The organism is Acidimicrobiia bacterium (genome assembly GCA_040880805.1).
GTDB lineage: Bacteria > Actinomycetota > Acidimicrobiia > IMCC26256 > DASPTH01 > DASPTH01.
Window position 1 is genome coordinate 20151 of the sequence record JBBDHW010000053.1, and the last position, 22522, is coordinate 42672.

Genomic DNA, 22522 nt, shown 5'->3' on the forward strand with positions numbered 1-22522 from the left:
CGGCGCAGGTACCCTGCGCCGCAGCGAGCCGTGGCCAAGCGGCCCGGCCCGAAGGGCCAAGAGCGGAGAGTGGGAAGGGAATTCGGATGGCCGACGGTCAACTCGAAGAGCGCGTAATCGCGATCAACCGCGTCGCCAAGGTCGTGAAGGGCGGGCGGCGGTTCTCCTTCACCGCGCTCGTCGTCGTCGGCGACGGCGTGGGCAACGTCGGCCTCGGCTACGGGAAGGCGAAGGAAGTGCCGGCCGCGATCCAAAAGGGCATGGAGGAGGCGCGCAAGAACCTCTTCGCCGTTCCGCTCGCGGGCGACACGATCACCCACCAGATCATCGGCGAGCACGATGCTGCCCGCGTTCTACTCAAGCCGGCGGCACCCGGTACGGGCGTCATAGCCGGCGGCGCGGCGCGTGCCATCCTCGAGGCCGCGGGCGTGCAGGATGTTCTGGCCAAGTCGCTCGGCTCGTCGAATGCGATCAACGTGTCCCGGGCCACGATCAACGGCTTGCGCGAGCTCCGTCGGCCCGACGAGATCGCGAAGCTCCGCGGAAAGTCGCCCGAGGAAGTCAGCACCAAGGGCATGCTGCGGGCCTACAACGAGCGCAACGCACGCAAGGTCGAGCCCACGGAGGTGGCGTGACCATGACGTCACTCCGCATCACGCAAGTCCGTTCGTCGATCGGTACCAAGCCGAAGCAGCGCGGTACGTTGCGCGCGCTCGGACTGCGCCGGATCAACCACACGGTCGAGCACCCCGACGGACCCGTTGTGCGCGGCATGCTCGCTCGGGTTCCCCACCTCGTACGCGTGGAAGAGGTCTCATGATGGCCGCGCAGCGAACGGAGCGGATGGAGCGAGCGTCAGCGAGCGGAAGTAGCGGAGTGGGAGCGAAGCAATCATGAAGGTTCACGATCTGAAGCCGCCGCCCGGCGCGAAGAAAGCGCGGCGGCGGGTCGGGCGCGGGATCGCCGGCAAGGGCGGGAAGACCGCCGGCCGCGGCATGAAGGGAACGGGCGCGCGCAACAGCGTGTCGCCGCGCTTCGAGGGTGGTCAGACGCCGATCCACCGGCGCACGCCGAAGGCCAAGGGCTTCCGGAACCCGTTCCGCGTCGAGTACGTCGTCGTGAACCTCGACACGCTCGAGGCGCTCGACCTCGGCACCGACATCGACCCGGGCGTGTTGCGCGCTCACGGGCTCGTCGCCAAGCGCGGCCTGGTCAAGATCCTCGGCCGGGGCGAGCTCACGCGGGCGCTGACGGTCCGCGCCCACGCCTTCTCGCAAGGTGCGATCCGGGCCATCGAGGCCGCCGGCGGACGGGTCGAGACGATCCCGGCGCCGTGGGGTGACCGACGCCCACCGGCTCGCGGAAACGCGTTGAGCAACCGATAAGCTGCGGTACCCGTTTCGGAGAGGAGGTCGCGCCCCGATGTTGTCCCGGCTGCGGAACATGTTCCGGGTGCCCGACCTGCGCAACAAGATCCTCTTCACGATCTTGATGATCGCGGTCTACCGCCTCGGCGCTCACCTCCCGGTTCCGTACGTCAACTTCGACGCGATCAAGGACCTCCAGGACCAGGCGAACAACAGCGGAGTGGTCGGCTTCCTCGACCTCTTCTCGGGTGGCGCGATCACGAACGTCGCCATCTTCTTCCTCGGGATCATGCCGTACATCACGGCATCGATCATCATGCAGTTGCTGCAGGTCGTGATCCCCAAGCTCGAGCAGTGGCAACAGGAAGGCCAGGTCGGACAGAAGAAGATCACCCAGTGGACCCGCTACGTCACCATCGGCCTCGCCCTCATCCAGTCCACCGGGTTCGTGTTCGCGCTGCATCAGGGCAAGGGCGGGCTGCTGGGCTTCGCCGGCTTCCAGGGCACCGACATGATCCCCAACTTCGACGCCGCCCGTGCCGCGTTGATCGTGCTCACGTGGACGGCCGGTACCGCCGTTGTCATGTGGCTCGCCGAGCTCATCACCCAGCGTGGCATCGGGAACGGCATGTCGATCCTGATCTTCGCTTCGGTCGTGTCGAGGCTGCCGGCGCAGGGCTCGGCCATCTACACCGAGGGCAGCAAGGCCCAGTTCTTCACGATCCTCGCGATCGGCGTCGCCATGATCGTGGGCATCGTGTTCGTCGAGTCGGGCCAGCGCCGAATACCCGTGCAGTTCGCCAAACGTGTGGTGGGTCGCCGCATGTACGGCGGCCAGAGCACCTACATACCGCTGAAGGTCAACCAGTCGGGGGTGATCCCGGTGATCTTCGCGAGCTCGATCCTCGCGTTCCCCGCGCTGATCGCCTCCGCGCTCGGCAACAACGCGGTCGGTGTCCAGCAGTGGGTCAACGACAACCTGGTGAACAACCAAGGCTGGTGGTACATCGGCTTTTACACGCTTCTGATCATCTTCTTCGCGTACTTCTACACCGCGATCGCGTTCAACCCGCAGCAGCAGGCCGACATCATCCGCAAGCAGGGTGGCTTCATCCCGGGTATCCGCCCCGGTCCACAGACCGAGCGCTACCTCGCCAAGGTGCTGAACCGCATTACTTTGCCGGGATCGCTCTTTCTCGCCACCATCGCGATCACACCACTCCTCGTGTTCGCGTTCTGGGACATCCGTCAGTTCCCCTTCGGCGGTACGGCATTGCTGATCACCGTCGGCGTCGCGCTGGAAACGATGAAGCAGATCGACAGCCAACTCATGATGCGGAACTACGAAGGGTTCCTGGCCTGACCTCATGAGCACGCACGGCCCCCGCCTCGTGCTGCTCGGCAAACAAGCAGCCGGCAAGGGCACCCAAGCCGCGCGCCTCGCCGAGCACTACGCCGTCGAGCACCTCTCAACCGGCGAGCTGTTTCGCGCCTCGGCGGCGGCGGGCACCGCGGCTGGCCTCGAAGCGAAGCGCTTCATGGATGCGGGCGAGCTCGTGCCCGACGAGACCGTCATCAAGGTGGTCGACGAGCGCTTCACGGGCGACTTCCTCGACCGCGGCTTCATCCTCGACGGTTTCCCGCGCACGCCGCCCCAGGCCGAGGAGCTCGAGATCGTACTCGTTGGGCACCCGCTCGACGTCGTGCTGAGCCTCGAGGTACCAACCGAGATCGTGCTCGATCGCATTGCCGGCCGCAGGGTGTGCGAGAACTGTGGCGCCAACTACCACGTGAACATGCCACCCGCGGAGAACTGGACGTGCGACGTCTGCGGCGGCCGAGTCGTGCAGCGAGACGACGACACCGAAGAAGCCGTGCAGCGGCGGCTCGAGATCTACGAGCTCGAGACGGTGCCGATCATCGATTTCTACGACCGGCTCGGCAAGCTGGTCGTGGTCGACGCCGTCGGCGAAGGCGACGATGTGTTCGAGCGGTTGGTGAAGGAGATCGACCAGCGCTTCGACCTCACCACACGGTGATCACGCGCAAGAGCCGCGAGCAGATCGCCCTGATGCGGCGAGCGGGCAAGGTGGTTTCCGAGATGCACGAGGTGTGCATCCGCGCCGCCAAGCCGGGCGCCACCACCCTCGACGTCGACCGCGTTGCCCGTGACGTGATCGAGCGCCGCGGAGCCGTGTCGAACTTCCTCGGGTATCACGGATTCCCCGCCGTGGTGTGCACGTCGCCCAACGACGTGATCGTGCACGGGATCCCGAGCGACACCGTCGTGCTCGAGGAGGGCGACATCCTCTCGCTCGACTGCGGGGCGATCGTCGAGGGTTGGCACGCCGACGCGGCCGTCACCATCCCGGTGGGCGAGGTCGACGACGAGTCGAAGCGGCTCATCCAGGTCACACGCGACTCGCTCGAGGCCGCGATCGACCAGGTGGCCGCAGGCAAGCAGTTGGGCGATGTCGGCGCCGCAGTCGAGGGGAAGGCGGAGGCGGCGGGGTTCACCGTGGTGCGCGAGTACGTCGGCCACGGGATCGGCACCGCCATGCACGAAGATCCGCAGGTCCCCAACTACGGGCCCGCCGGGCGCGGGATGCGGCTCAAGGAGGGGCACGTGCTGGCCATCGAACCCATGGTGAACGCGGGCGGTCCCGAGACCGAGGTCCTCGACGACGGCTGGACCGTCGTCACCCGCGACGGCCGCAGGTCCGCGCACTTCGAGCACACCATCGCCGTCACCGACCACGGCCCCGAGGTGCTGACGCTGCCCTGGTGATGGGCCTGGCTCTCCTCGGGCCGCGCCGGTGCCAGCAACGGACGATCCCGAACCGCACCCTTCATCCGGCCGAGCCCCTGCGACTTTCCGCCTTCGGCGAAAAGTCGGCTCTCCGAGCCGGGTCTCGTCCGGCGGGTGCATCATTCGGAATCACCGAAGCTGCCACCGACGCTCGACTCTTTGCTGATCACGCAGCGTCAGGGCAGCGCAAGGACGGTGCGGAGCGCGTCGTCGATGCTCCAACGCTCCTCGTGGGACACGTGCGTGACGCGCCGTCCGAGGCGGGTCGTGTTGACGGCGCCCGTCTGTTCGACGAGCACGCGTGTGCGAGTACCCCGAACGTCGATCTCCGGGCGCCAGGACGCGGCCCGGGCGGAGATCGATGTCGGAGCGATCAGCACGGTCGACAACGCCGTGAGTTCGTCGGCCTGAACGACGACGCCGTACCGCCGGCCGCGTTGCTCGTGACCGGTTCCGGGTCGAAGCTGCAACTCGTAGACATCACCACGGGTCACGCAGATCCTCCATGACGGTCGCGACGTGTGCGATCTCGCGCCGGTCGTCGGCGTCGGCAGCAACGGCGGCAACCTCGTCGCGTAGCGCCTCAGCGCGTTGACGCCGTTCGGCCGTTTCGATCAATGCGGCGCGGATGGCCTGACTCCTGCTGAGCCCCGACGCCTCGAGACGGGCCAGCGCGCGCAGTGCGTCGTCGTCGAGCCGGACGGAGACTGCCTTTGCCACCATGCGAATGTATCACGTTCTGTATGACGATGCGGCGCAGACCTGCACATGCTAAGGTCTGCATATGTTGAACCATCGGCTGCAGGTTCTGATCGACGACGAGCGGTACGAGCGCCTGAAGCGCGAGTCCGAGGCAACCGGCGTGCCTGTCGGCGAGATCGTCCGCCGCGCGATCGACCGAGAGCTGCCGGTCACCGCCAACGAGCGGAGCGCGGCGATTCAGCGTCTGCTGGCGGCGGAGCCGATTCCGGTTCCCGACGATCCTGCCGACCTCAAAGCGGAGATCCTCGCCGCCAGGAGCAAGCTGTAGCACCGGGCCGGATGCTCCTCCTCGACACGAACGTCTTGGCGTACGCGGTCGGGCGCGACCACCCCCTTCGTCAGCCCGCGCAAGCCCTCCTCCGCGCGGCAGATGACGGGCGAGTCGCGATCACGACGACGCCCGACGTCATCCAGGAGTTCACGCACGTCTACTCGCTGACCAGACCTCGGGACGAGACGGCTGAGCGAGCGCTCGATTTCGCGCGTGCGTGCAGTCCGCTGATCACCTCCCGTGAGAGCGACGTGTTGGGCGCGATCGAGCTCTTCAGGCGACACGTGCGAATCGATGCGTTCGATTGCCTCCTGGCTGCGACCGCACTGCGTGAGAATGTCGACGGCCTCGTCTCTGCTGATAGGGCATTCGCGGCGATAGCGGACCTTCGGTGGATCGATCTCGCCGATCTCGATGTCGAGGAGCTGACCGGGCGGTAAGAACCGGCGGCGTCGCGACATGTTGGGGCTGAGCGCGGATGGCACCGCGCTGCTCCGCTACCGGCCGGCGTCCTGACCGGTCTGTCCGAATCGTCTGATTGCTGGAAACGGGGGCGGTCGAGTATCCTTGCCGGTCGACTCCCGGTGGGTTCGCGCGTCTTGTTCCGGCGCGCCAGACGTGAGGTAGGTGGCGGCTATCGCCAAGCCCAAAGACGACACGATCCTGGTCGAGGGAACGGTGGTCGAGCCGTTGCCCAACGCCATGTTCCGTGTGGAACTCGAGAACGGGCACAAGGTGCTCGCTCACATCTCGGGCAAGATGCGGATGCACTACATCCGGATCCTGCCCGGCGATCGGGTTCAGGTGGAGCTCACCCCCTACGACCTCAGCCGCGGTCGTATCACCTACCGCTACAAGTAGACGAGCGAAGTAGAACGAGCAGGCAATGAAGGTCCGGCCGTCGGTCAAGAAGATGTGCGAGAAGTGCAAGGTGATCCGCCGCCACGGTGTCGTGCGGGTCATCTGCGTCAACCCGCGCCACAAGCAGCGTCAGGGATAGGTAGAGGAGAGGTTTCCGTTGGCTCGTATCGCAGGTGTCGACATTCCACGCGAGAAGCGGCTCGAGATCTCGCTCACGTACATCTTCGGTGTCGGGCGCACCACCTCGCATCAGGTCTGTGACGGCGCGAACATCTCGCGGAACACCCGTGTGCGTGACCTCACCGACGAAGAGGTGGCGCAACTCCGCACCTACGTCGACTCGAACCTCAAGGTCGAGGGCGACCTGCGGCGCGAGATCGCCGCCAACATCAAGCGCAAGGTCGAGATCGGCAGCTACGCGGGCATCCGCCATCGGCGCGGTCTCCCGGTGCACGGCCAGCGGACGCGCACCAATGCGCGCACCCGCAAGGGCCCGAAGAAGACAGTCGCCGGCAGGAAGAAAGCACGGAAGTAACGAGAGAGAGCGAGCGAGTGGTATGGCAAAGCCGGCAGCGGGTGGAAGACGCCCGAAGAGGCGCGAGCGCAAGAACGTCGCGTACGGAACGGCGCACATCAAGTCGTCGTTCAACAACACGATCATCACGTTCACCGACCAGCAGGGCAACACCATCGCCTGGGCGTCGGCGGGCAACGTGGGATTCAAGGGCTCTCGGAAGTCCACGCCGTTCGCCGCGCAGCTCGCGGCCGAGACCGCGGCGCGCCGCGCGATGGAGCACGGGATGCGCCGCGTCGACGTCGTGGTGAAGGGCCCAGGCTCCGGACGTGAGACTGCCATCCGCACCATCCAGAACACCGGCATCGAAGTGGTCGGCATCAAGGACGTCACGCCGATCCCGCACAACGGGTGCCGTCCTCCAAAACGGCGGAGGGTCTGACGATGGCGCGGTACACGGGAGCCGTCTGCAAGCTCTGCCGCCGCGAGCGGATGAAGCTGTTCCTCAAGGGCGCGAAGTGCGACACGATGCGCTGCCCGGTGGAACGCAAGCCGTACCCGCCGGGTCAGCACGGCCGCGGCCGCATCCGCGAGAGCGAGTACCTTCTCCAGCTTCGTGAGAAGCAGAAGGCGCGCCGCATCTATGGCGTGTTGGAGAAGCAGTTCCGCAACATGTACGCCGAGGCGGCGCGCGAGCGCGGCATCACTGGTGAGACCCTGCTGCGGATGCTCGAGCTGCGGCTCGACAACGTGGTGTTCCGCACCGGGTTCGCCGCGAGCCGCAGCCAGGCCCGTCAGTGGGTCCGCCACGGGCATGTGAACGTGAACGGCAAGCGGGTCACGATCCCGTCCTACGAAGTCCGCAAGGGCGACGTGATCGAGATGGCGCCGAAGGCGCAGAAGATGATCGTGCTCCGGCACAACCTCGACACGATCGACCGTGCCGTACCGCTGTGGCTCGAGGCCGAGCCGTCGAACCACAAGGCCACCGTTCGCGACCTGCCGATGCGCGGGCAGATCGACGTGCCCGTGCGCGAACAGCTCATCGTCGAGCTCTACTCCAAGTAAGTCCCCCGGCACGGTCGCCAGGCGGCGACCAGATCACGATCAGATCAGAGGCGATGCACCATGCTCATCATCCAACGTCCGCAAGTCGAGGCCGGCGAGCCGGAGGGCAACCTCCAGCAGTTCACCATCAGCCCGCTCGAGCCGGGCTTCGGCCACACGGTCGGGAACAGCTTGCGCCGCACGCTCCTCTCGTCGATCCCGGGTGCCGCCGTCACACAGGTGCGCTTCGACGAGGCACTCCACGAGTTCTACGTCATCCCCGGTGTGAAGGAAGACGTCACCGACCTCATCCTGAACATCAAGGATCTGGTGCTGCGTTGCTCGTCGGAGGAGCCCGTCACGCTGCGCCTCGACGCGCGCGGCCCCGGTGACGTCACCGCGGGCGACATCCAGACCACCGCCGACGTCGAGGTGCTCAACCCCGAGCTCCATCTCGCAACCGTCAACGCCAAGGGCCGGCTCGCAATCGACCTCACCGTCGAGCAGGGTCGCGGCTACCTGTCGGCCGAGCGCAACCCCAAGCGCACGTCCACGATCGGGCTCATCCCCGTCGACGCGATCTTCTCCCCTGTGCGGCGGGTCGCGTTCTCGGTGGAACCCACGCGTGTCGAGCAGGCCACCAACTACGACAAGCTCACACTCGAGATCGAGACCGACGGTTCGATCTCGCCGCGCGACGCGCTCGCCTCGGCGGGCGACACGCTGCGCAACCTCGTGGCACTGGTTGCCGATCTCACCGACGATCCGCGCGGGCTCGAGCTCGGAGAGGTTGCACCGTCGACCGTTTCGCCCGACCTCGACCTTCCGATCGAGGAGCTCGAGCTGTCCGAGCGGCCGCGCAACTGCCTCAAGCGGGCGCGGGTCGACACCATCGGCCAACTCGTGCAGAAGACCGAGGACGATCTCCTCGCGATCACGAACTTCGGTTCGAAGTCGCTCGACGAGGTCATGCAGAAGCTCGACGAGCGCGGTCTTTCGCTGCGGGTCAAGGAGTAGACGATGCCGACACCGACGAAGGGCCCGCGGTTCGGGCGCGACCCCGCCCATCAGCGGTTGATCATGGCGAACCTGGCCGCGCACCTGTTCGAGGCCGGCCACATCGTCACCACGGTTCCCCGCGCGAAGGCGCTGCGTCCGTACGCCGAGCACCTCATCACCAAGGCCAAGCGCGGTGGTGTCCATCAACGCCGCCAGGTGATCGCGCGGATCCACGACCACAACGTCACGCACAAGCTCTTCGCCGAGATCGCGCCGCGCTATGCCGACCGGAGCGGCGGCTACCTGCGCATCCTCAAGCTGGGTCCGCGCCCCGGCGACAACGCGCCCATGGCGCGTATCGAACTGGTGTGAGCCAGCTCTCACTCGGCGAGCCGTCAACTCCCCCGAGTGAGTCGCGAACGCTCAAGCTCGTCGTCGCCTACGACGGTACGGACTTCCATGGGTTCGCCGCGCAGCGCGACGTGCGCACGGTCGAGGGGGTGCTCGCCGAGGCGTTGGGACGCACGCTCCGCGGGCCGGTCGAACTCGCGTGTGCCGGGCGCACCGATGCGGGAGTGCACGCCTGGGGTCAGGTGGTGAGCTGCGCGGTCGCGGCCGACACCGATCCGCTCGTCGTGTTGCGCTCGGTGAACTCGCAGCTCGGGCCGGAGGTCGTCCTGCGCAGCGCCGAGCTCGTCGATGGCGCGTTCGATGCCCGGAACTCCGCGGAGTGGCGGGCGTACCGCTACACGATCGTGAACCGTGACACACCCGACCCGTTCCGCGCGCGACATGCGTGGTGGATCCACGAGGCACTCGATCTGTCGAGAATGCGGCTCGCGGCCGGTCCGTTCCTCGGCGAGCACGACTTCTCGAGTTTCTGCCGTAAGGGCCCGGTCGGATCGACGACGGTGCGCCGAGTGCTGGCGTCGGATTGGCACGACGAGGGCGACGGCGTGCTCGTCTACGAGGTCCGCGCCACCGCCTTCTGCTGGCAAATGGTGCGATCGATCGTCGGCACGCTCGTCGACGTCGGGATCGGCAAGATCCGGCCGGGCGAGATCTTGGGGATCCTGCGGGCGCGCGACCGTGCCGTCGCCGGTCGGCTCGCGCCGCCAAACGGGCTGTGCCTGTGGGAAGTGGGCTACCGCGCTGGGTAGCGTGACGTCGTGACGACGGCGGCTCCCGACGCGAAGCGGCTCGAGCGCATCCAGGACATGTATGCCGACGAGCTTGCCGGCGGCACGCTGTTCCGGGGCCTCGCCGAGTACGCCGACGAACAGCGGCGCAGCGTGTTTCTCCAGCTCGCCGAGGCCGAGGAGCGCCACGCCGAGCACTGGTCTCGTCTCCTGCGCGAAGCCGGAGTGGAGCCACGACGCCCGCGCGTGCCGTTCCGCGTCAAGGCGCTGTGCTTCCTCGCGCGTCATCTCGGCACGGAAGCCGTCCTTCCACTGATGCTGCGCACCGAAGCTGCCGAAGCCAACCGCTATCGCGACGAGGCCGAGGCAACCGACACGATGGCGCAGCAGGAGGCCGCGGCCGGCCGCACGATCGCGGCGATGCAGGGGATTCCTACGGGCGGACGCATCGCTCGTTCCGAAGGGCGCCACCGCGCGGGCATCGGTGGCGCGTTGCGGGCGACCGTGTTCGGCGCCAACGACGGCCTGGTTTCGAACTTCTCGCTCGTGATGGGGGTCGCGGGCGGCACGAGCAGCAACAGCTTCGTGGTGCTCGCGGGCGTCGCCGGCCTCGTCGCGGGCGCGTTCTCGATGGCGTCGGGGGAATGGATCTCCATCCGCTCGCAGCGTGAGCTCTATGAGAACGAGCTACGCATCGAGCAAGAAGAGCTCCGCGCGTTCCCCGAGGAGGAACGAGAGGAACTCGAGCTCATCTACCAGGCGAAGGGCATCGCACCCGAAGCCGCGCGGGCTCTCGTCGACAACATCATGCGGCGATCCGATGTCGCGCTCGACACCCTGGCGCGTGAGGAGCTCGGACTCGACCCCAGCAAGCTCGGTTCGCCGTGGGTCGCGGCGGTGTCGTCGTTCCTCGCGTTCGGGGTCGGCGCGGCGATACCCGTCGTCCCGTTCCTGATCGGGAGCGGTACCGCGGCCACGGTCACAGCCGCGATCGTGTCGGTGGTCGCGCTGTTCGGCGCCGGCGCGGCAACGTCGATCTTCACGGGCCGTCACGCCGGCCGGTCGGGCTTGCGCATGGCCGCCATCGGCGCCGTCGTCGCGACGGTCACGTTCTTCATCGGCAAGGCCGTCGGCACGAGCCTGTAGTCCGCGTGTCGTAGCCTGCGAGTGCGGATCAGCGCTTCGAGAGCGGGTGAGGAGGCGCACGGTGAACTGTCAGCGATGCGGAAGCGCGATGAGCGCCGACGCGCGGTTCTGCCCGTCGTGCGGTGCCGCGGCACCGGAGACCGCGCCTGGCGCCACCGCGCCTTTGGCACCGCCGCCGCCCCCACTGCTGCCGCTGCCGCCGCCCCCGCCGGGCATGAGCGCGCCGCCCCCGCCATCTCCACCGCCATCTCCACCCCCGGTGGTGCAGAGCTACCCGCCGCCGGCCTACGGGTATGTCCAGCCGACCAAGACCAACGGCATGGCGATCGCGTCCATGGTGCTCGGGATCCTCTGGATCTATTGGATCGGCTCGATCCTCGCGTTGATCTTCGGGTACATCGCAAAGAGCCAGATCGACCAGTCAGGAGGCACGCAGACCGGTCGCGGGATGGCGATCGCCGGCATCGTGCTCGGTTGGGTCGGCGTCGGCCTCCTCGTCATTGTGATCGTCGTGGCGGCCGCACGGCGAACTGAGGCAGATCGCGCGCGGTCGAGGGCTATCCCTCGATGCCCTCACCGAGGTAGAGGAACCCGTATCCCTCGTCGCGGAAGGGGATGCCCGCGTCGCGCAACACCATGTCCCAGTCGCCCGTGACGCCAGGGTCGGTCTGTTGCATCCCGTGGTCGGCCACGAGCACGAACGCGGTGTCGTCGAATACGCCGGCGCGCTCCACGGCAGTGAGCACGTCACCGACCCGGGCGTCGGTGTCGCGCACGGATGCCTCGGCGATCTCCGAGTGCGGCCCGCCCGCGTGGAACGCGGAGTCGGTGAGCGTGAAGTTGCACCACATGAAACGCGGCGCCGGGTACGTGACGCCGCGGTACTCGCCGTTCCAGATGGCAACGGCCTGCTCCGTGCACAGGTGGTCGACGACGCTCGACCACGAGTAGTCCTTCGACGGGCGCACGAAGCGCTCGCTGACGTGCGGGAGGCCGTCGGGCGTCGCCGGCATCGGAGGAACGTCGCCGTCACGGAAGAAATCGAACGTGGAGTAGTCAGCGTCGATGTCGCACGGCTCGTTGACCGACGCGGTGCACGCGTCGGGCCACGTGCGATGGATCGCGTGGTGGAGCGACTCCACACCGTCGACGAGGTGTTGCATCGACCACGGCCATGTTGCCTGCGAATTGGTGATCACCTGCTCGCGCCGTTCGCGATCCCACCACGCGTTGTGGAGGATGCCGTGGTGCCCGGGGTAGCGGCCGGTGAGGATCGACGTGTGGTTCGCCAGCGTGACCGTCGGCATACAGGAAACCGCGCCCCACTCGTAGGCGGTGCCCATCGCGATGAGGCGGGCGATGTTCGGCGCCGCGCCCGAGGCTGCCAGCGCGTACAACACGTTCGGGTTCGCACCGTCGAGCAGGAAACCGACCATGTGACGCGGTGGTTCGCTCGTCTCGTCGATCACGTCGGTGCGCACCTCGCCGTCTTGACCCGCGAGGTACGTATGGTCGGAACGCGGCGTGACTCCGAGCAGCTCGGCGATCGTCGGCGCGACGTCGACGAGGCGCGCGACTCGCGGCACCATTCCGTCGTTGCGGACCCCCTTCCCCGCGATCACGAACGGCGCCCGCGCCTGCACCACGCCGAGCGACCCATGCTCGCCGCGGTGCCCACCCTGGTCCTCCCAGTTGTGCGCAGCCGAGTGGACGACGCAGAGGTCGGGTGACGCGGGGTGGTCGAAGAGCTGAGCGGTCTGCTCGAACGCGAACGGATAGGAGTTGTCACGCCGGTCGGGGTGCGGATCGGTGAGCTCGGCCTCGAGGCCGGCGAGATGGGAGGGCGACTGGTCGGCGAAGGGATCGTGGCCCTCGGTCTCGATGGTCTCGAAGCCCCCTGCGGTGCGCCGGAAGGTGACTCGACCGTCGGCGCTCGCGGCCTCGAACGTGTCGTTGCCGGCTTGCCGTTCTGGCACGGAGCCGGTCCGCTGCAGCACCAGGTCGACGATCGGCGAGAGCTCCGAGCCGAGCAGCACGGCGAGCGCCTTTTCCCGAACTGCCTCGGCCACGACGGCCAGGCTAGGCCTGCGGTGGGCGCCGATTGCCCGAACCGGTGCCCGGCGGCTAAATTGCCCAGTCCCCGCGATACGTCGAGAGCGGTTCTGTGCCGACCTTCACTCCAAAGCCTGCCGACATCACACGCGCCTGGCATGTCGTCGATGCCGACTGCCTGGTGCTCGGACGCGTCGCGACCCAAGTTGCCACGCTGCTACGGGGGAAGCACAAGCCGATCTGGGCGCCTCACGTCGACTGCGGCGACCACGTCATCGTTGTGAACGCCGCCAAGCTCGACCTCAGCGCGCGCAAGATCGCCGACAAGCGCTACTACCGTCACTCGGGCTATCCGGGCGGCCTCACCGCCGAGTCGCTCGAGCACCTGCTCGCACGCGACCCCGAGCGGGTGGTGCGGCTGGCAGTGAAGGGCATGTTGCCGAAGGGCCGGCTCGGCCGCCGGATGATCAAGAAGCTGAAGGTCTACGCGGGTCCCACGCATCCTCACGCGGCGCAGCAGCCGCAGCCGTTCGCGCTTACGTCGAAGCGCGCCATTTAGGAGTTCAGGAGTTCTCGGGTGTCGAATCCTCTCGTTCAGAGCACCGGTCGTCGCAAGGAAGCGGTCGCCCGTGTGCGGTTGCGTCCCGGGTCGGGCGTCATCACCGTCAACGGCCGGTCCTTCGAGCAGTACTTCCCGATTCTCACCCACCGCGTCGTCGCCATCGAGCCGCTGCGGCTCACGCAGACGGCCGACGTGTACGACGTCGACGCCACGCTCGACGGCGGTGGTGTGAGCGGGCAGGCCGGTGCACTGCGGCTCGGCATCGCCCGTGCGTTGGTCTTCCTCGACGATGAGGCGCGCCCCCAGCTCAAGAAGGCGGGTCTTCTCAAGCGCGACGCGCGTGAGAAGGAGCGGCGCAAGTACGGCCTCAAGAAGGCCCGGAAGGCGCCGCAGTACTCGAAGCGCTGAGCGCTTCCGCCACCGCACGCTCATGACTCTGCGTTTCGGCACGGACGGCGTGCGGGGAGTCGCGAACTCCGAGCTCACGGTCGAGCTCGTCACCGCACTCGGCCGTGCTGCAGCGCGGGTCCTCGGCACCGAACGGCCCTTCGTCGTGGGCCGCGACACGAGGCGTTCGGGCCCCATGCTCGAAGCCGCGCTCGTGGCCGGGATCTGTACCGAAGGTGCCGATGTCGTGCTGGCCGGTGTGCTGCCCACGCCCGGTGTCGCGCACCTCGCACGCGAGCGTGCTGCGTCGGCTGCAGTGATCTCCGCGAGTCACAACCCCTACGCGGACAACGGCATCAAGCTCTTCGCGCCGGGCGGACGCAAGATCTCCGAACCGCTCGAAGCGCGCGTCGAACACGAGCTCGGCGAGCTCGCCGCGACGATGCCCGACCCCGGTCCGGCCGGCGTCGGCGTCGGCGTCGCGTCCGAGTATCGGGGCGCGCTCGACGACTATGTCGCGTACCTCGTCGACTCGCTCGAGGGTCGGCGGCTCGACGGCATGCACGTCGTGGTCGACTGCGGCAACGGTGCCGCGTTCCGTGTCGCTCCGTCGGCGCTGCGCGCGCTCGGCGCCGAGGTCGACGTGCTCCACGCCGCGCCAGACGGCTCGAACATCAACGAGGAGTGCGGCTCCACGCACCCCGAGGAGCTGCAGGGCGCGGTCGTCTCCGCGGGGGCGCGGATCGGCTTGGCGTTCGACGGCGACGCCGACCGGGTGATCGCGGTCGACGAACGCGGCCAGCTCGTCGACGGCGACCAGATGCTCGCGATCGCGGCGATCGACCTTCACGACCGCGGATTGCTTCGCAGCGGCGCAGTGGTGACCACCGTGATGTCCAACTTCGGGTTGAAGCGTGCGCTCGACCCGTACGGCATCGAGCTCGTTCGGACGCCGGTGGGTGACCGCAATGTGCTCGACGAGCTCGAGCGCCGCGACCTCGTGCTCGGCGGCGAGCAGTCGGGCCATGTGATCAACATGCTCCACGCGACGACCGGCGACGGCGCGCTCACCGGGATCCTGCTCCTCGATGCGATGGCGCGCCGGAACCGAGGGCTCTCCGAGCTCGCGGCCGTGATGACCCGTGTCCCTCAGGTCCTCCGGAACGTCCCGATGGAGAATCCCGGCGCCCTCAACGGCGACAAGGTGTTCTGGAGCCGGGTGCGGGAGGTCGACACCGAGCTCGGCGACGATGGGCGAGTGGTCGTCCGGCTGTCGGGCACCGAGCCGCTCGTACGGGTCATGGTCGAGAGCCCCGACCCGGACGCCGCCGCGGAGGCGGCAGACCGTCTGGTGACGCTCATCGAGCACGTGGCGCGCAGAACTCAGCCCGAGGCGCCCTAAATTGAAGTGATATGTGCGGCATCGTCGGCGTCGTGAGGCGCCGCGCCCGGCGCACGCCCCCCGATCCCGCGGTGCTCGCCCGGGAGCTCGCCGGTGGTCGTGAGGCCCTCGAATCGAACGCCCGGATCGTGGACCGGCTCGCCGCCGCCGCCACCGTCGTCGAAGCCGTCGACGCGGTGCTCCGTGGTGCTCCGGGGGTCGTCGCCTTGCTGGGCGCGCCGGCGATCGCGGCTCAGCTCGGGGATCAGCTCGCCGAGATGTGGCAGCGCCTCGACGCCATCGAGGAAGACCTCGACCTCAGCGGCGCGGCCGCGATGGACGCAGCCGAGATCGAGCTAGTCAACTCGGCACTGATCCGCGCGCGCGACGCCGTGTGGGCCGTCCGGCAGGAGCGTCTTCCGATGGCCGCCGCGATCGCCGAGTTCGACCCGCCGTCGCCGTCGGCCGTCGACGCCTACCTCTCGATCCAGGTTGCGCTCTCGTCGCTCGATCGACTCGAGGTGCGTGGGCGCGATTCTGCGGGCCTGCACGTGCTCGTGCGCGGGCATGCACTCGATCTCGACGACGGAGACGTGCGCGACCTGATCGACGCCCGCACGCGCGATCCCCTCTTCAGCTCCCGCTCGATCCGTGTCACCCCACACTGTCTGTCGTTCGTCTACAAGGCCGCCGCGGAGATCGGCGAGCTCGGCGACAACACCGCCGTGCTGCGCGCCGCCATCCAGAGCGACGAGTTGCTCAGGCGCGCGGTGACTACCGACACCGCCGAAGTAGTCGTGCTCGGTCACACTCGCTGGGCGAGCGTCGGGAGCATCTCCGAGGCGAACGCGCACCCGCTGAACCACGAGGAGTTGCACCAAGCGGGCGCGCCCTATGTGATCGGTGTGCTCAACGGCGACGTCGACAACTTCGCCAACCTCACCGCGATCGAGGGCCTCGAGTTCGCGCCGGAGATCACTACTGATGCAAAGGTCATCCCCGCGCTGATCTCGCGGCGAATCGCGGCCGGCGTTGCGCCCCACGAAGCGTTCCGCGCGACCGTCGCCGCGCTGGAGGGATCGCTCGCGATCGGCGCGCAGCTCGACGCGGTTCCCGAGGAGCTGTTCCTCTCGCTGCGGGGGAGTGGTCAGGCGCTCTACGTGGGGCTCGCCGAGGACGCCTTCGTCGTCGCGAGTGAGCCGTACGGCCTCGTCGAAGAGACGCCCGCCTACGTGCGGATGGACGGCGAGACCCCGGCCGATCCCAACCACCCGTCGGCCACGCGCGGCCAGGTGGTGGTGCTCGACACCGAGCACGCCGGCACGATCGACGGCATCCGGCGGATCGCGTTCGACGGCACGCTCCTCCCGGTCACCAGCGACGAGGTGAAGCACGCGGAGATCACCACGCGCGACATCGACCGTGGCGAGTTCACACACTTCCTGTTGAAGGAGTTGTCGGAGTCGCCGTCGTCGTTCCGCAAGACGTTGCGGGGACGGATCGTCGAACACGAGGGCGGTCGGCTGAGTGTGACACTCGGCCCCGAAACCCTGTCGCAGGATCTCCGAGACCGCCTGCGCGCAGGGGGGATCCGCCGGGTCGTGGCGATCGGTCAAGGCACCGCGGCCATCGCCGCCCAGGGTGTGGCGGCCACGCTCTCGACCCTCGTGGGCTCGCACCTGCGCGCGGAGGCGATGGCCGCCACCGAGTTCTCGGGTTTCGACCTCATCGACGACATGTCCGACACGCTCGTCATCGCGATCAGCCAGAGCGGTACGACCACCGACACGAACCGCACGGTCGACCTCGCGCGCGCGCGCGACGCGGTCGTCGTCGCGATCGTGAACCGGCGGAACAGCGACCTCGTCGACAAGGCCGACGGCGTGCTCTACACGTCCGACGGGCGCGATCTCGAGATGGCGGTTCCGTCGACGAAGGCGTTCTACGCGCAGATCGCCGCGGGCTACCTGCTCGCGCTCGCGCTGGCCGCCGAGCTCGGTGATCTCGACGTTGCCCGGCAGCACGAGCTCTTGTCCGAGCTGCGGCTGCTCCCCGACGCGATGCAAGAGGTGCTCGCGCAGCGCGAGGCGATCGCCGGCATCGCGCTTCGCCACGTTCCGTCACGCCGGTACTGGACCGTCGTCGGCAACGGTCTCAACCGGATCGCCGCCAACGAGTTGCGGATCAAGCTCTCGGAGTTGTGCTATCGGTCGATCTCGTCCGACATCGCCGAAGACAAGAAGCACATCGACCTCTGCACCGAGCCGCTCATCCTCGTCTGCGCGGTTGGGCTCCGCGGATCCAACGTCGACGATGTCGCGAAGGAGGTCGCGTACCACCGGGCGCACCGCGCCGCGCCCATCGTGATCACCACCCGTGGCGAAGACCGCTTCTCGAGCGCGGCCGAGACCATCGAGGTCCCGCCGGTGCACCCCGATCTGGGATTCGTGCTCTCGGCGATGGCGGGGCACCTCTTCGGCTACGAGGCCGCACTCGTCATCGACGCGTCGGCGCGCCCGCTCCGCGAGGCTCGCGCCATGATCCAGGAAGCTGCGATCGCCGGTGATTTCACGTCTCTCGCTCGTGATCTCGTCGCGCCCGCCGGCGTGTTCCTCGACGGCCTGCGCGCCTGTTTCTACGACGGCAACCTCACCGCCGGCACCGCGGTCCGGCTCGCGTCGCTGCTCCGCTACGCAACCGGCATCATGCCGCTCGATCTCTACGAGGTCGACCACGGCAAGGTCGGCACGCCGGTCGTCGTCGCCGACGATCTCACCGCGGCGCTCACCGACGGGATCGAGGAGCTCACCCGCACGATCGACACGATCAAGCATCAGGCGAAGACGGTCACCGTCGGCATCTCGCGCGCCGACGAGGAGCTCCTGCAGGTGCCGCTCGTCCGTGAAGTGCTCGCCGCGGGAACGGCTCGCGACGCGCTGAGCTACCGCGCGCTGCGCACACTCGTCGCACTCGACCCCGCAGTCGAGCGGGTCACCGCGTGGACCCGCTACCGCGTCGAGGGCGACCTCGCGGGCGACGCGGCAACCATTCACGTGATCGACAGCACTGCCGGCTTCCCGTCGCTCACCGCGACCGACGCCACGCTGCGAGGCACGAAGCACCGAGTGGCAACCCAGCGCGAGGTCACGGTCGCGCGTGGACGCGACGGGCGCACCCTCGTCTTCGTGCCCGAGATCAAGGGCAACGAGACGGTGGGTATGACTCTGCTGCACGCCGATTTCGCACCGACGGTCCCGCCCGATGTCGCGCGCGGCGTGCTCCAGGGCTACCAGGGTCGTTACGGCGCGTTGAAGGACGCCGTCACCGAGACCGTGCCGGAGTTCGACGATGCCGTGCTCGGCGAGTTCGACCTCTTCGAGCTGCTGACCGAGCCGGTGTACGTGATGGCCCGTCGCTGGCCCCGCACGTGAGCATCGTCGGGCTCGGTACTGATCTGGTCGAGGTCGCGCGGTTCCGCGCCTCGATGGAGCGAACCGTGACGCTCGCCGATCGGTTGTTCAGCGACGACGAACGCGCCTACGCGTCGGAGCAGCACGATCCCGCGAAGAGCCTGGCGGCGCGGTTTGCCGCGAAGGAAGCGGTGATGAAGGCACTCGGTGTCGGCCTGGGCGACTTCGACTTCCACGACGTCGAAGTGATGCGGCACGACAGCGGGGCCCCGTCGCTCGAGGTGCGCGGCCGAGCGCACGAGCTCGCACGCGAGCGAGGCGTGACCGGCTGGCTGCTCTCGCTCAGCCACACCGAGTCCACCGCGATGGCTGTCGTGATCGCAGTGTCGGGCTGATTGATGGAACCGGTCCTCACGCCGGAGGCGATGGGACGCGCCGACCAGCGCACCATCGAGGGCGGCACGCCGGTCGCCGTGCTCATGGAGCGCGCTGGGCGGGCCGTCGCGTGGGAAGCGCGCCGAGTCGCCCGCGGGTGTTACGGGCGACGCGCGGTCGTGGTGTGCGGCAAGGGCAACAACGGTGGCGACGGTCTGATCACCGCGGCCACACTCGAGAGCTGGGGAATGCGCGCGCATGTCGTCGAGCTCGCGGCCGGAGTGGATCGGCGCGCCCTCACGCGCGCGCTCGCACGCGCTGATCTCGCGATCGACGCGATGTACGGCACGGGCTTTCGTGGCGCGCTCGAAGGCGACGCCGCCTGGTTCGTGGACGAGCTGTCGGCGTGGGGCGGACCCGTGGTCGCGGTCGACATCCCGTCGGGCGTCGACGGGCTCACCGGCGAGGTGCAAGGCACCGCGGTGCGGGCGAACAGCACCGTGACGTTTGCCGCACGCAAGCCGGGTCTCGTGTTCGAGCCGGGGCGGTCGCACGCCGGACGCATCACCGTTGCCCAAATCGGCATCGACCTCGGCGACGACGGCGCCGACCTGCCGCAGATCGCACTGTTCGAGGCGAACGATGTCCGCCACGCGCTCCCGCCGCGTGCGCCTACCGCGCACAAGTGGGCTGCGGGCGTGATGGTCGTCGGCGGTTCGGGCGGCATGACGGGCGCGCCGATGTTCGTGAGCCACGCGGCGATGCGCGCGGGCGCGGGAATCGTGTGGTGCGGTCTGCCGGGCGACGACGCCGCGAACCGCGCCGGAGGCACCGAGGTGATCACGCGCGCGCTGCCTGCCACACCCGAGGGTGCGCTCGCCCTTTTGGCCGCCGACGCGGTGCTCGCCGACATCGCGCGTTTTCGAGCGCTCGCGCTCGGCCCCGGTCTCGGGTTGGATCCAGCCGTGCGCGGGGCCGTATGCGCGCTCGTTGCCGAGGCGCGCGTGCCACTGGTGCTCGATGCCGATGGGCTCAACGCGTTGAACGGCGACCTCGAGCCGCTGCGCGCCCGACAGACGCTCGGTGTGCCCACCGTGCTCACACCTCACGACGGCGAGTACGCGCGTCTCGCGGGCGAGCCTGTGGGGGACGATCGCATCGCGGCGGCGACCCGGCTCGCTGATCGGAGCGGCGCGGTCGTGTTGTTGAAGGGGCCCGGAACCGTGATCGCAGCGCCGGCATCCGGCCGCATCGCGCTGAACGGCACCGGGAGCTCGGCGCTCGCGACCGCCGGCTCCGGCGACGTGCTCACCGGAGTGATCGCGGCCTTCCTCGCGCGCGGCCTGCCGGGTTTCGAGGCCGCGGCCTGCGCGGCGTGGGTGCACGGCCGTGCCGCTGACCGCGCGGCCGAGTCGATGGGCGCGACCGGAGTTGTCGCGGGCGATCTGCTGGAGGCTCTCGCACCCACGATCCATGATCTGGCTCTGAGATGAATGTGGGCGGCGCGCTCAAGCGCACCGGGATCGCCGCGGGAGTCACCGCTGGAATCGGTGGCGCGGTCTACGCGGGCCAGCGTGCCCTCGCCGCCCGACTGCGCCATCGGGAGGACCCCGACGCCGACGACCCGTTGATCCCGCGGTTCGACGAGGCGATCCGCATCGATTGCCACGACGCCGGAAGCCTCTATGTCATCACTCGGGGCGATGGTCCGCCGGTCCTGTTCGCGCACGGTGTCACGCTGTCGTCGCGCGTGTTCGCGAAGCAGTTCGACTCGTTCCCCGAAGCCGGCTTCCGCGCGATCGCCTTCGACGGACGTGGTCACGGCGAGTCCACGGTCGGCGAGAGCGGCCACTCGATCGACAACCTCGCCGAAGACGTGCGGAGCGTCCTCGAGCATCTCGACCTGCGCGACGCCATCCTCGTGGGCCACTCCATGGGCGGTATGGCGGTGCAGGCGTTCGCGATCGGTCATCCCGACATCGCGCGTGCTCGGGTGGCAGGGCTCGTGCTGATGTCGACGGCTGCTCGCACCGTCACGAGCGACGCCCGCCGACTGCGCGGTGGCCTCGAGCGGATGACGAGCGCGGTCCCGAACGTCGGCGCGATCATGCGCCAGCGCAACTTCGGCCTCTTGGTGGCTCGGATGGGATTCGGCGACTCGCCGCACCCGAGCCACGTCGAGGCGACGCGCCAGATGCTTGCCGAGTGCTCGCGCGAGACGCTCCGCGATGCGTCGCGCGCGATGCTGTCGCTCGATCTCACTGAGGGGCTACCGTCGATCACCCTCCCGACGCTCGTCCTGGTCGGCACCGCCGACGTACTCACTCCTCCGCGCGACGCGCGCCAGATCGCGTCTCTGATCCCTCACGCCGACCTCGTCGAGTTCACCGGCGCCGGACACATGCTCATGTACGAACGGGCCGCCGAGGTCGACCAGATCGTGATCGACTTCGCGCGCGAGCGCACCGGCCTTCCGTTCAGGCACGGAGCCGGGGAGACTCCGACCCGGAGCGGTCGCGCGGCCGCGCAATGATCACCGACGTGCCCGGGGTGCGCGTCGGTCACTGGACGGGTGACGCGACCGGCGTGACCGTCGTTGTGTTCCCGCCCGACACGGTCGCTTCGTGCGAGATCCGCGGTGGCGCGCCGGCGACGCGCGAAACCGCGCTCCTCGAACCGCACCGCACGGTCGAGCATGTCGACGCGATCGTGTTGTCGGGCGGGTCGGCGTTCGGGCTCGCCGCGGCCGACGGCGTGATGCGGGCGCTGGCGGAGGCCGGTCGCGGGTTCATGACGCGGGGTGGGCCGGTGCCGCTCGTCCCGGCGGCAGCGATCTTCGACCTGGTCACGTCGGGCGGCGTCACACCTGGCCCGGAGGAGGGCCGCGCCGCGCTCGCGGCGGCATTGCGTGAGCCTGGTGCCAGGCTCCAGATCGGGCGCGTGGGCGCGGGTCGTGGAGCCACGATCGGCAAGTGGCGCGGCGGGGAATACGCGGTGCCCGGAGGGCTCGGTTCGGCGAGCGCACGCGATGGCGACGTGGTGGTCGGCGCGCTGGTGGTCGTGAACGCGGTCGGTGACGTGCTCGGCGAGGACGGTCAAGTGCTCGCCGGTTCGACCGCGCCCGACGACGCGCCCGCGTTTCCGGCGGTCCGCCCGTTCGAAGAGGCCGGTAACACCACGCTGGCAATTGTCGCCACGAACGCGCGCTGCACGAAGCTCGAGTGCCGGCTACTTGCCGAGAGCGCGCACCACGGCCTCGTCCGGGCGATTCACCCGTCCCATACCCGCCACGACGGCGACATCGCGTTCGCCGCTGCGACGGGCGCGGTCGAGGCGAACGTCGACCGTTTGCGCCTACTGGCCACCGAGGTCACGGCCGCCGCGGTCCGTTCTGCGGTCGCGTAATATTCTCGGCACCCACACGCGCGAAAGAACCGAGT

27 protein-coding genes and 1 pseudogene are annotated in these 22522 nt (G+C 68.7%); 25 read left to right on the forward strand and 3 right to left on the reverse strand.

The features are described 5' to 3' along the window. The first annotated feature begins 86 nt into the window (after positions 1-86). The 6 genes from rpsE to map all read left to right on the forward strand — a co-directional run bounded on the left by rpsE (position 87) and on the right by map (position 4155). Positions 87-635 (forward strand): 30S ribosomal protein S5, encoded by a 549-nt coding sequence (gene rpsE / locus WD271_13750; protein ID MEX1008893.1) that lies wholly within the window; start codon positions 87-89, stop codon positions 633-635. 2 nt (positions 636-637) lie between these two features. Further along, positions 638-820 (forward strand): 50S ribosomal protein L30, encoded by a 183-nt coding sequence (gene rpmD, locus WD271_13755; protein ID MEX1008894.1) that lies wholly within the window; start codon positions 638-640, stop codon positions 818-820. Positions 821-893: 73 nt separating this feature from the next. Beyond that, positions 894-1385 (forward strand): 50S ribosomal protein L15, encoded by a 492-nt coding sequence (gene rplO / locus WD271_13760; GenBank protein MEX1008895.1) that lies wholly within the window; start codon positions 894-896, stop codon positions 1383-1385. A 37-nt stretch (positions 1386-1422) separates the two neighbouring features. Then, the gene (gene secY, locus WD271_13765) at positions 1423-2730 is read left to right on the forward strand and encodes a preprotein translocase subunit SecY (protein ID MEX1008896.1); all 1308 of its coding nucleotides are present in this window, start codon (positions 1423-1425) and stop codon (positions 2728-2730) included. 4 nt (positions 2731-2734) lie between these two features. Further along, complete coding sequence (locus WD271_13770; protein ID MEX1008897.1) at positions 2735-3406, forward strand: adenylate kinase; 672 nt, start codon at positions 2735-2737, stop codon at positions 3404-3406. After that, on the forward strand, positions 3403-4155 hold the full coding sequence (map, locus tag WD271_13775; GenBank protein ID MEX1008898.1) for a type I methionyl aminopeptidase: 753 nt from the start codon (positions 3403-3405) through the stop codon (positions 4153-4155). The genes WD271_13770 and map overlap by 4 nt, the downstream gene beginning before the upstream one ends. 197 nt (positions 4156-4352) lie before the next feature. Here map and WD271_13780 read toward each other — a convergent pair whose 3' ends face one another. Continuing rightward, positions 4353-4670 (reverse strand): type II toxin-antitoxin system PemK/MazF family toxin, encoded by a 318-nt coding sequence (locus WD271_13780; GenBank protein ID MEX1008899.1) that lies wholly within the window; start codon positions 4668-4670, stop codon positions 4353-4355. Next, entirely contained in the window at positions 4657-4896 is a 240-nt protein-coding gene (locus WD271_13785) for a ribbon-helix-helix protein, CopG family (GenBank protein MEX1008900.1), read from the reverse strand. The genes WD271_13780 and WD271_13785 overlap by 14 nt, the downstream gene beginning before the upstream one ends. Before the next feature lie 64 nt (positions 4897-4960). Here WD271_13785 and WD271_13790 point away from each other — a divergent pair, with 64 nt between their 5' ends. The 11 genes and pseudogenes from WD271_13790 to WD271_13840 all read left to right on the forward strand — a co-directional run bounded on the left by WD271_13790 (position 4961) and on the right by WD271_13840 (position 10915). After that, positions 4961-5206, forward strand: a complete 246-nt coding sequence (locus tag WD271_13790) for a ribbon-helix-helix domain-containing protein (GenBank protein MEX1008901.1) — start codon at positions 4961-4963, stop codon at positions 5204-5206. Between the two features lie 11 nt (positions 5207-5217). Further along, positions 5218-5649: a type II toxin-antitoxin system VapC family toxin gene (locus WD271_13795; protein ID MEX1008902.1), complete on the forward strand. Its 432-nt coding sequence runs from the start codon at positions 5218-5220 to the stop codon at positions 5647-5649. Between the two features lie 196 nt (positions 5650-5845). Further along, positions 5846-6070: a translation initiation factor IF-1 gene (infA, locus tag WD271_13800; GenBank protein MEX1008903.1), complete on the forward strand. Its 225-nt coding sequence runs from the start codon at positions 5846-5848 to the stop codon at positions 6068-6070. A gap of 25 nt (positions 6071-6095) precedes the next feature. Continuing rightward, on the forward strand, positions 6096-6209 hold the full coding sequence (gene rpmJ, locus WD271_13805; protein MEX1008904.1) for a 50S ribosomal protein L36: 114 nt from the start codon (positions 6096-6098) through the stop codon (positions 6207-6209). An 18-nt stretch (positions 6210-6227) separates the two neighbouring features. Beyond that, on the forward strand, positions 6228-6605 hold the full coding sequence (gene rpsM / locus WD271_13810) for a 30S ribosomal protein S13 (protein ID MEX1008905.1): 378 nt from the start codon (positions 6228-6230) through the stop codon (positions 6603-6605). Between the two features lie 22 nt (positions 6606-6627). After that, complete coding sequence (rpsK, locus tag WD271_13815; GenBank protein MEX1008906.1) at positions 6628-7026, forward strand: 30S ribosomal protein S11; 399 nt, start codon at positions 6628-6630, stop codon at positions 7024-7026. Between the two features lie 2 nt (positions 7027-7028). Continuing rightward, positions 7029-7652, forward strand: coding sequence for a 30S ribosomal protein S4 (gene rpsD, locus WD271_13820; GenBank protein ID MEX1008907.1), 624 nt, complete (start codon positions 7029-7031; stop codon positions 7650-7652). Between the two features lie 60 nt (positions 7653-7712). Beyond that, entirely contained in the window at positions 7713-8648 is a 936-nt protein-coding gene (locus WD271_13825) for a DNA-directed RNA polymerase subunit alpha (protein ID MEX1008908.1), read from the forward strand. A gap of 3 nt (positions 8649-8651) precedes the next feature. Then, a pseudogene (rplQ, locus tag WD271_13830) lies at positions 8652-8999 on the forward strand (50S ribosomal protein L17). Beyond that, positions 8999-9790, forward strand: coding sequence for a tRNA pseudouridine(38-40) synthase TruA (truA, locus tag WD271_13835; GenBank protein ID MEX1008909.1), 792 nt, complete (start codon positions 8999-9001; stop codon positions 9788-9790). Before rplQ ends, truA begins: the two are co-directional and overlap by 1 nt. Positions 9791-9799: 9 nt before the next feature. Next, positions 9800-10915, forward strand: a complete 1116-nt coding sequence (locus WD271_13840; GenBank protein ID MEX1008910.1) for a VIT1/CCC1 transporter family protein — start codon at positions 9800-9802, stop codon at positions 10913-10915. A gap of 557 nt (positions 10916-11472) precedes the next feature. On the opposite strand, the gene WD271_13845 is transcribed toward WD271_13840, so the two are convergent. Next, positions 11473-12984, reverse strand: a complete 1512-nt coding sequence (locus tag WD271_13845) for an alkaline phosphatase family protein (GenBank protein ID MEX1008911.1) — start codon at positions 12982-12984, stop codon at positions 11473-11475. A gap of 95 nt (positions 12985-13079) precedes the next feature. Here WD271_13845 and rplM point away from each other — a divergent pair, with 95 nt between their 5' ends. From rplM to WD271_13885, 8 genes are read left to right on the forward strand one after another with little or no spacing between them, the layout of a single operon-like run. After that, complete coding sequence (gene rplM, locus WD271_13850) at positions 13080-13526, forward strand: 50S ribosomal protein L13 (protein MEX1008912.1); 447 nt, start codon at positions 13080-13082, stop codon at positions 13524-13526. Between the two features lie 18 nt (positions 13527-13544). After that, positions 13545-13937: a 30S ribosomal protein S9 gene (gene rpsI, locus WD271_13855; GenBank protein MEX1008913.1), complete on the forward strand. Its 393-nt coding sequence runs from the start codon at positions 13545-13547 to the stop codon at positions 13935-13937. 22 nt (positions 13938-13959) lie between these two features. Then, positions 13960-15318 carry a phosphoglucosamine mutase gene (gene glmM, locus WD271_13860; protein MEX1008914.1) on the forward strand — a complete coding sequence of 453 codons (1359 nt, stop codon included), beginning with the start codon at positions 13960-13962 and terminating at the stop codon, positions 15316-15318. Between the two features lie 32 nt (positions 15319-15350). Next, entirely contained in the window at positions 15351-18728 is a 3378-nt protein-coding gene (locus WD271_13865; protein MEX1008915.1) for an SIS domain-containing protein, read from the forward strand. After that, positions 18725-19102, forward strand: a complete 378-nt coding sequence (locus tag WD271_13870) for a holo-ACP synthase (GenBank protein MEX1008916.1) — start codon at positions 18725-18727, stop codon at positions 19100-19102. The genes WD271_13865 and WD271_13870 overlap by 4 nt, the downstream gene beginning before the upstream one ends. Positions 19103-19105: 3 nt before the next feature. Then, the gene (locus WD271_13875) at positions 19106-20575 is read left to right on the forward strand and encodes an NAD(P)H-hydrate dehydratase (GenBank protein ID MEX1008917.1); all 1470 of its coding nucleotides are present in this window, start codon (positions 19106-19108) and stop codon (positions 20573-20575) included. Between the two features lie 2 nt (positions 20576-20577). Beyond that, positions 20578-21615, forward strand: coding sequence for an alpha/beta hydrolase (locus WD271_13880; GenBank protein MEX1008918.1), 1038 nt, complete (start codon positions 20578-20580; stop codon positions 21613-21615). An 8-nt stretch (positions 21616-21623) separates the two neighbouring features. Then, positions 21624-22487, forward strand: coding sequence for a P1 family peptidase (locus WD271_13885; protein MEX1008919.1), 864 nt, complete (start codon positions 21624-21626; stop codon positions 22485-22487). The last annotated feature ends 35 nt before the right edge of the window (positions 22488-22522 follow it).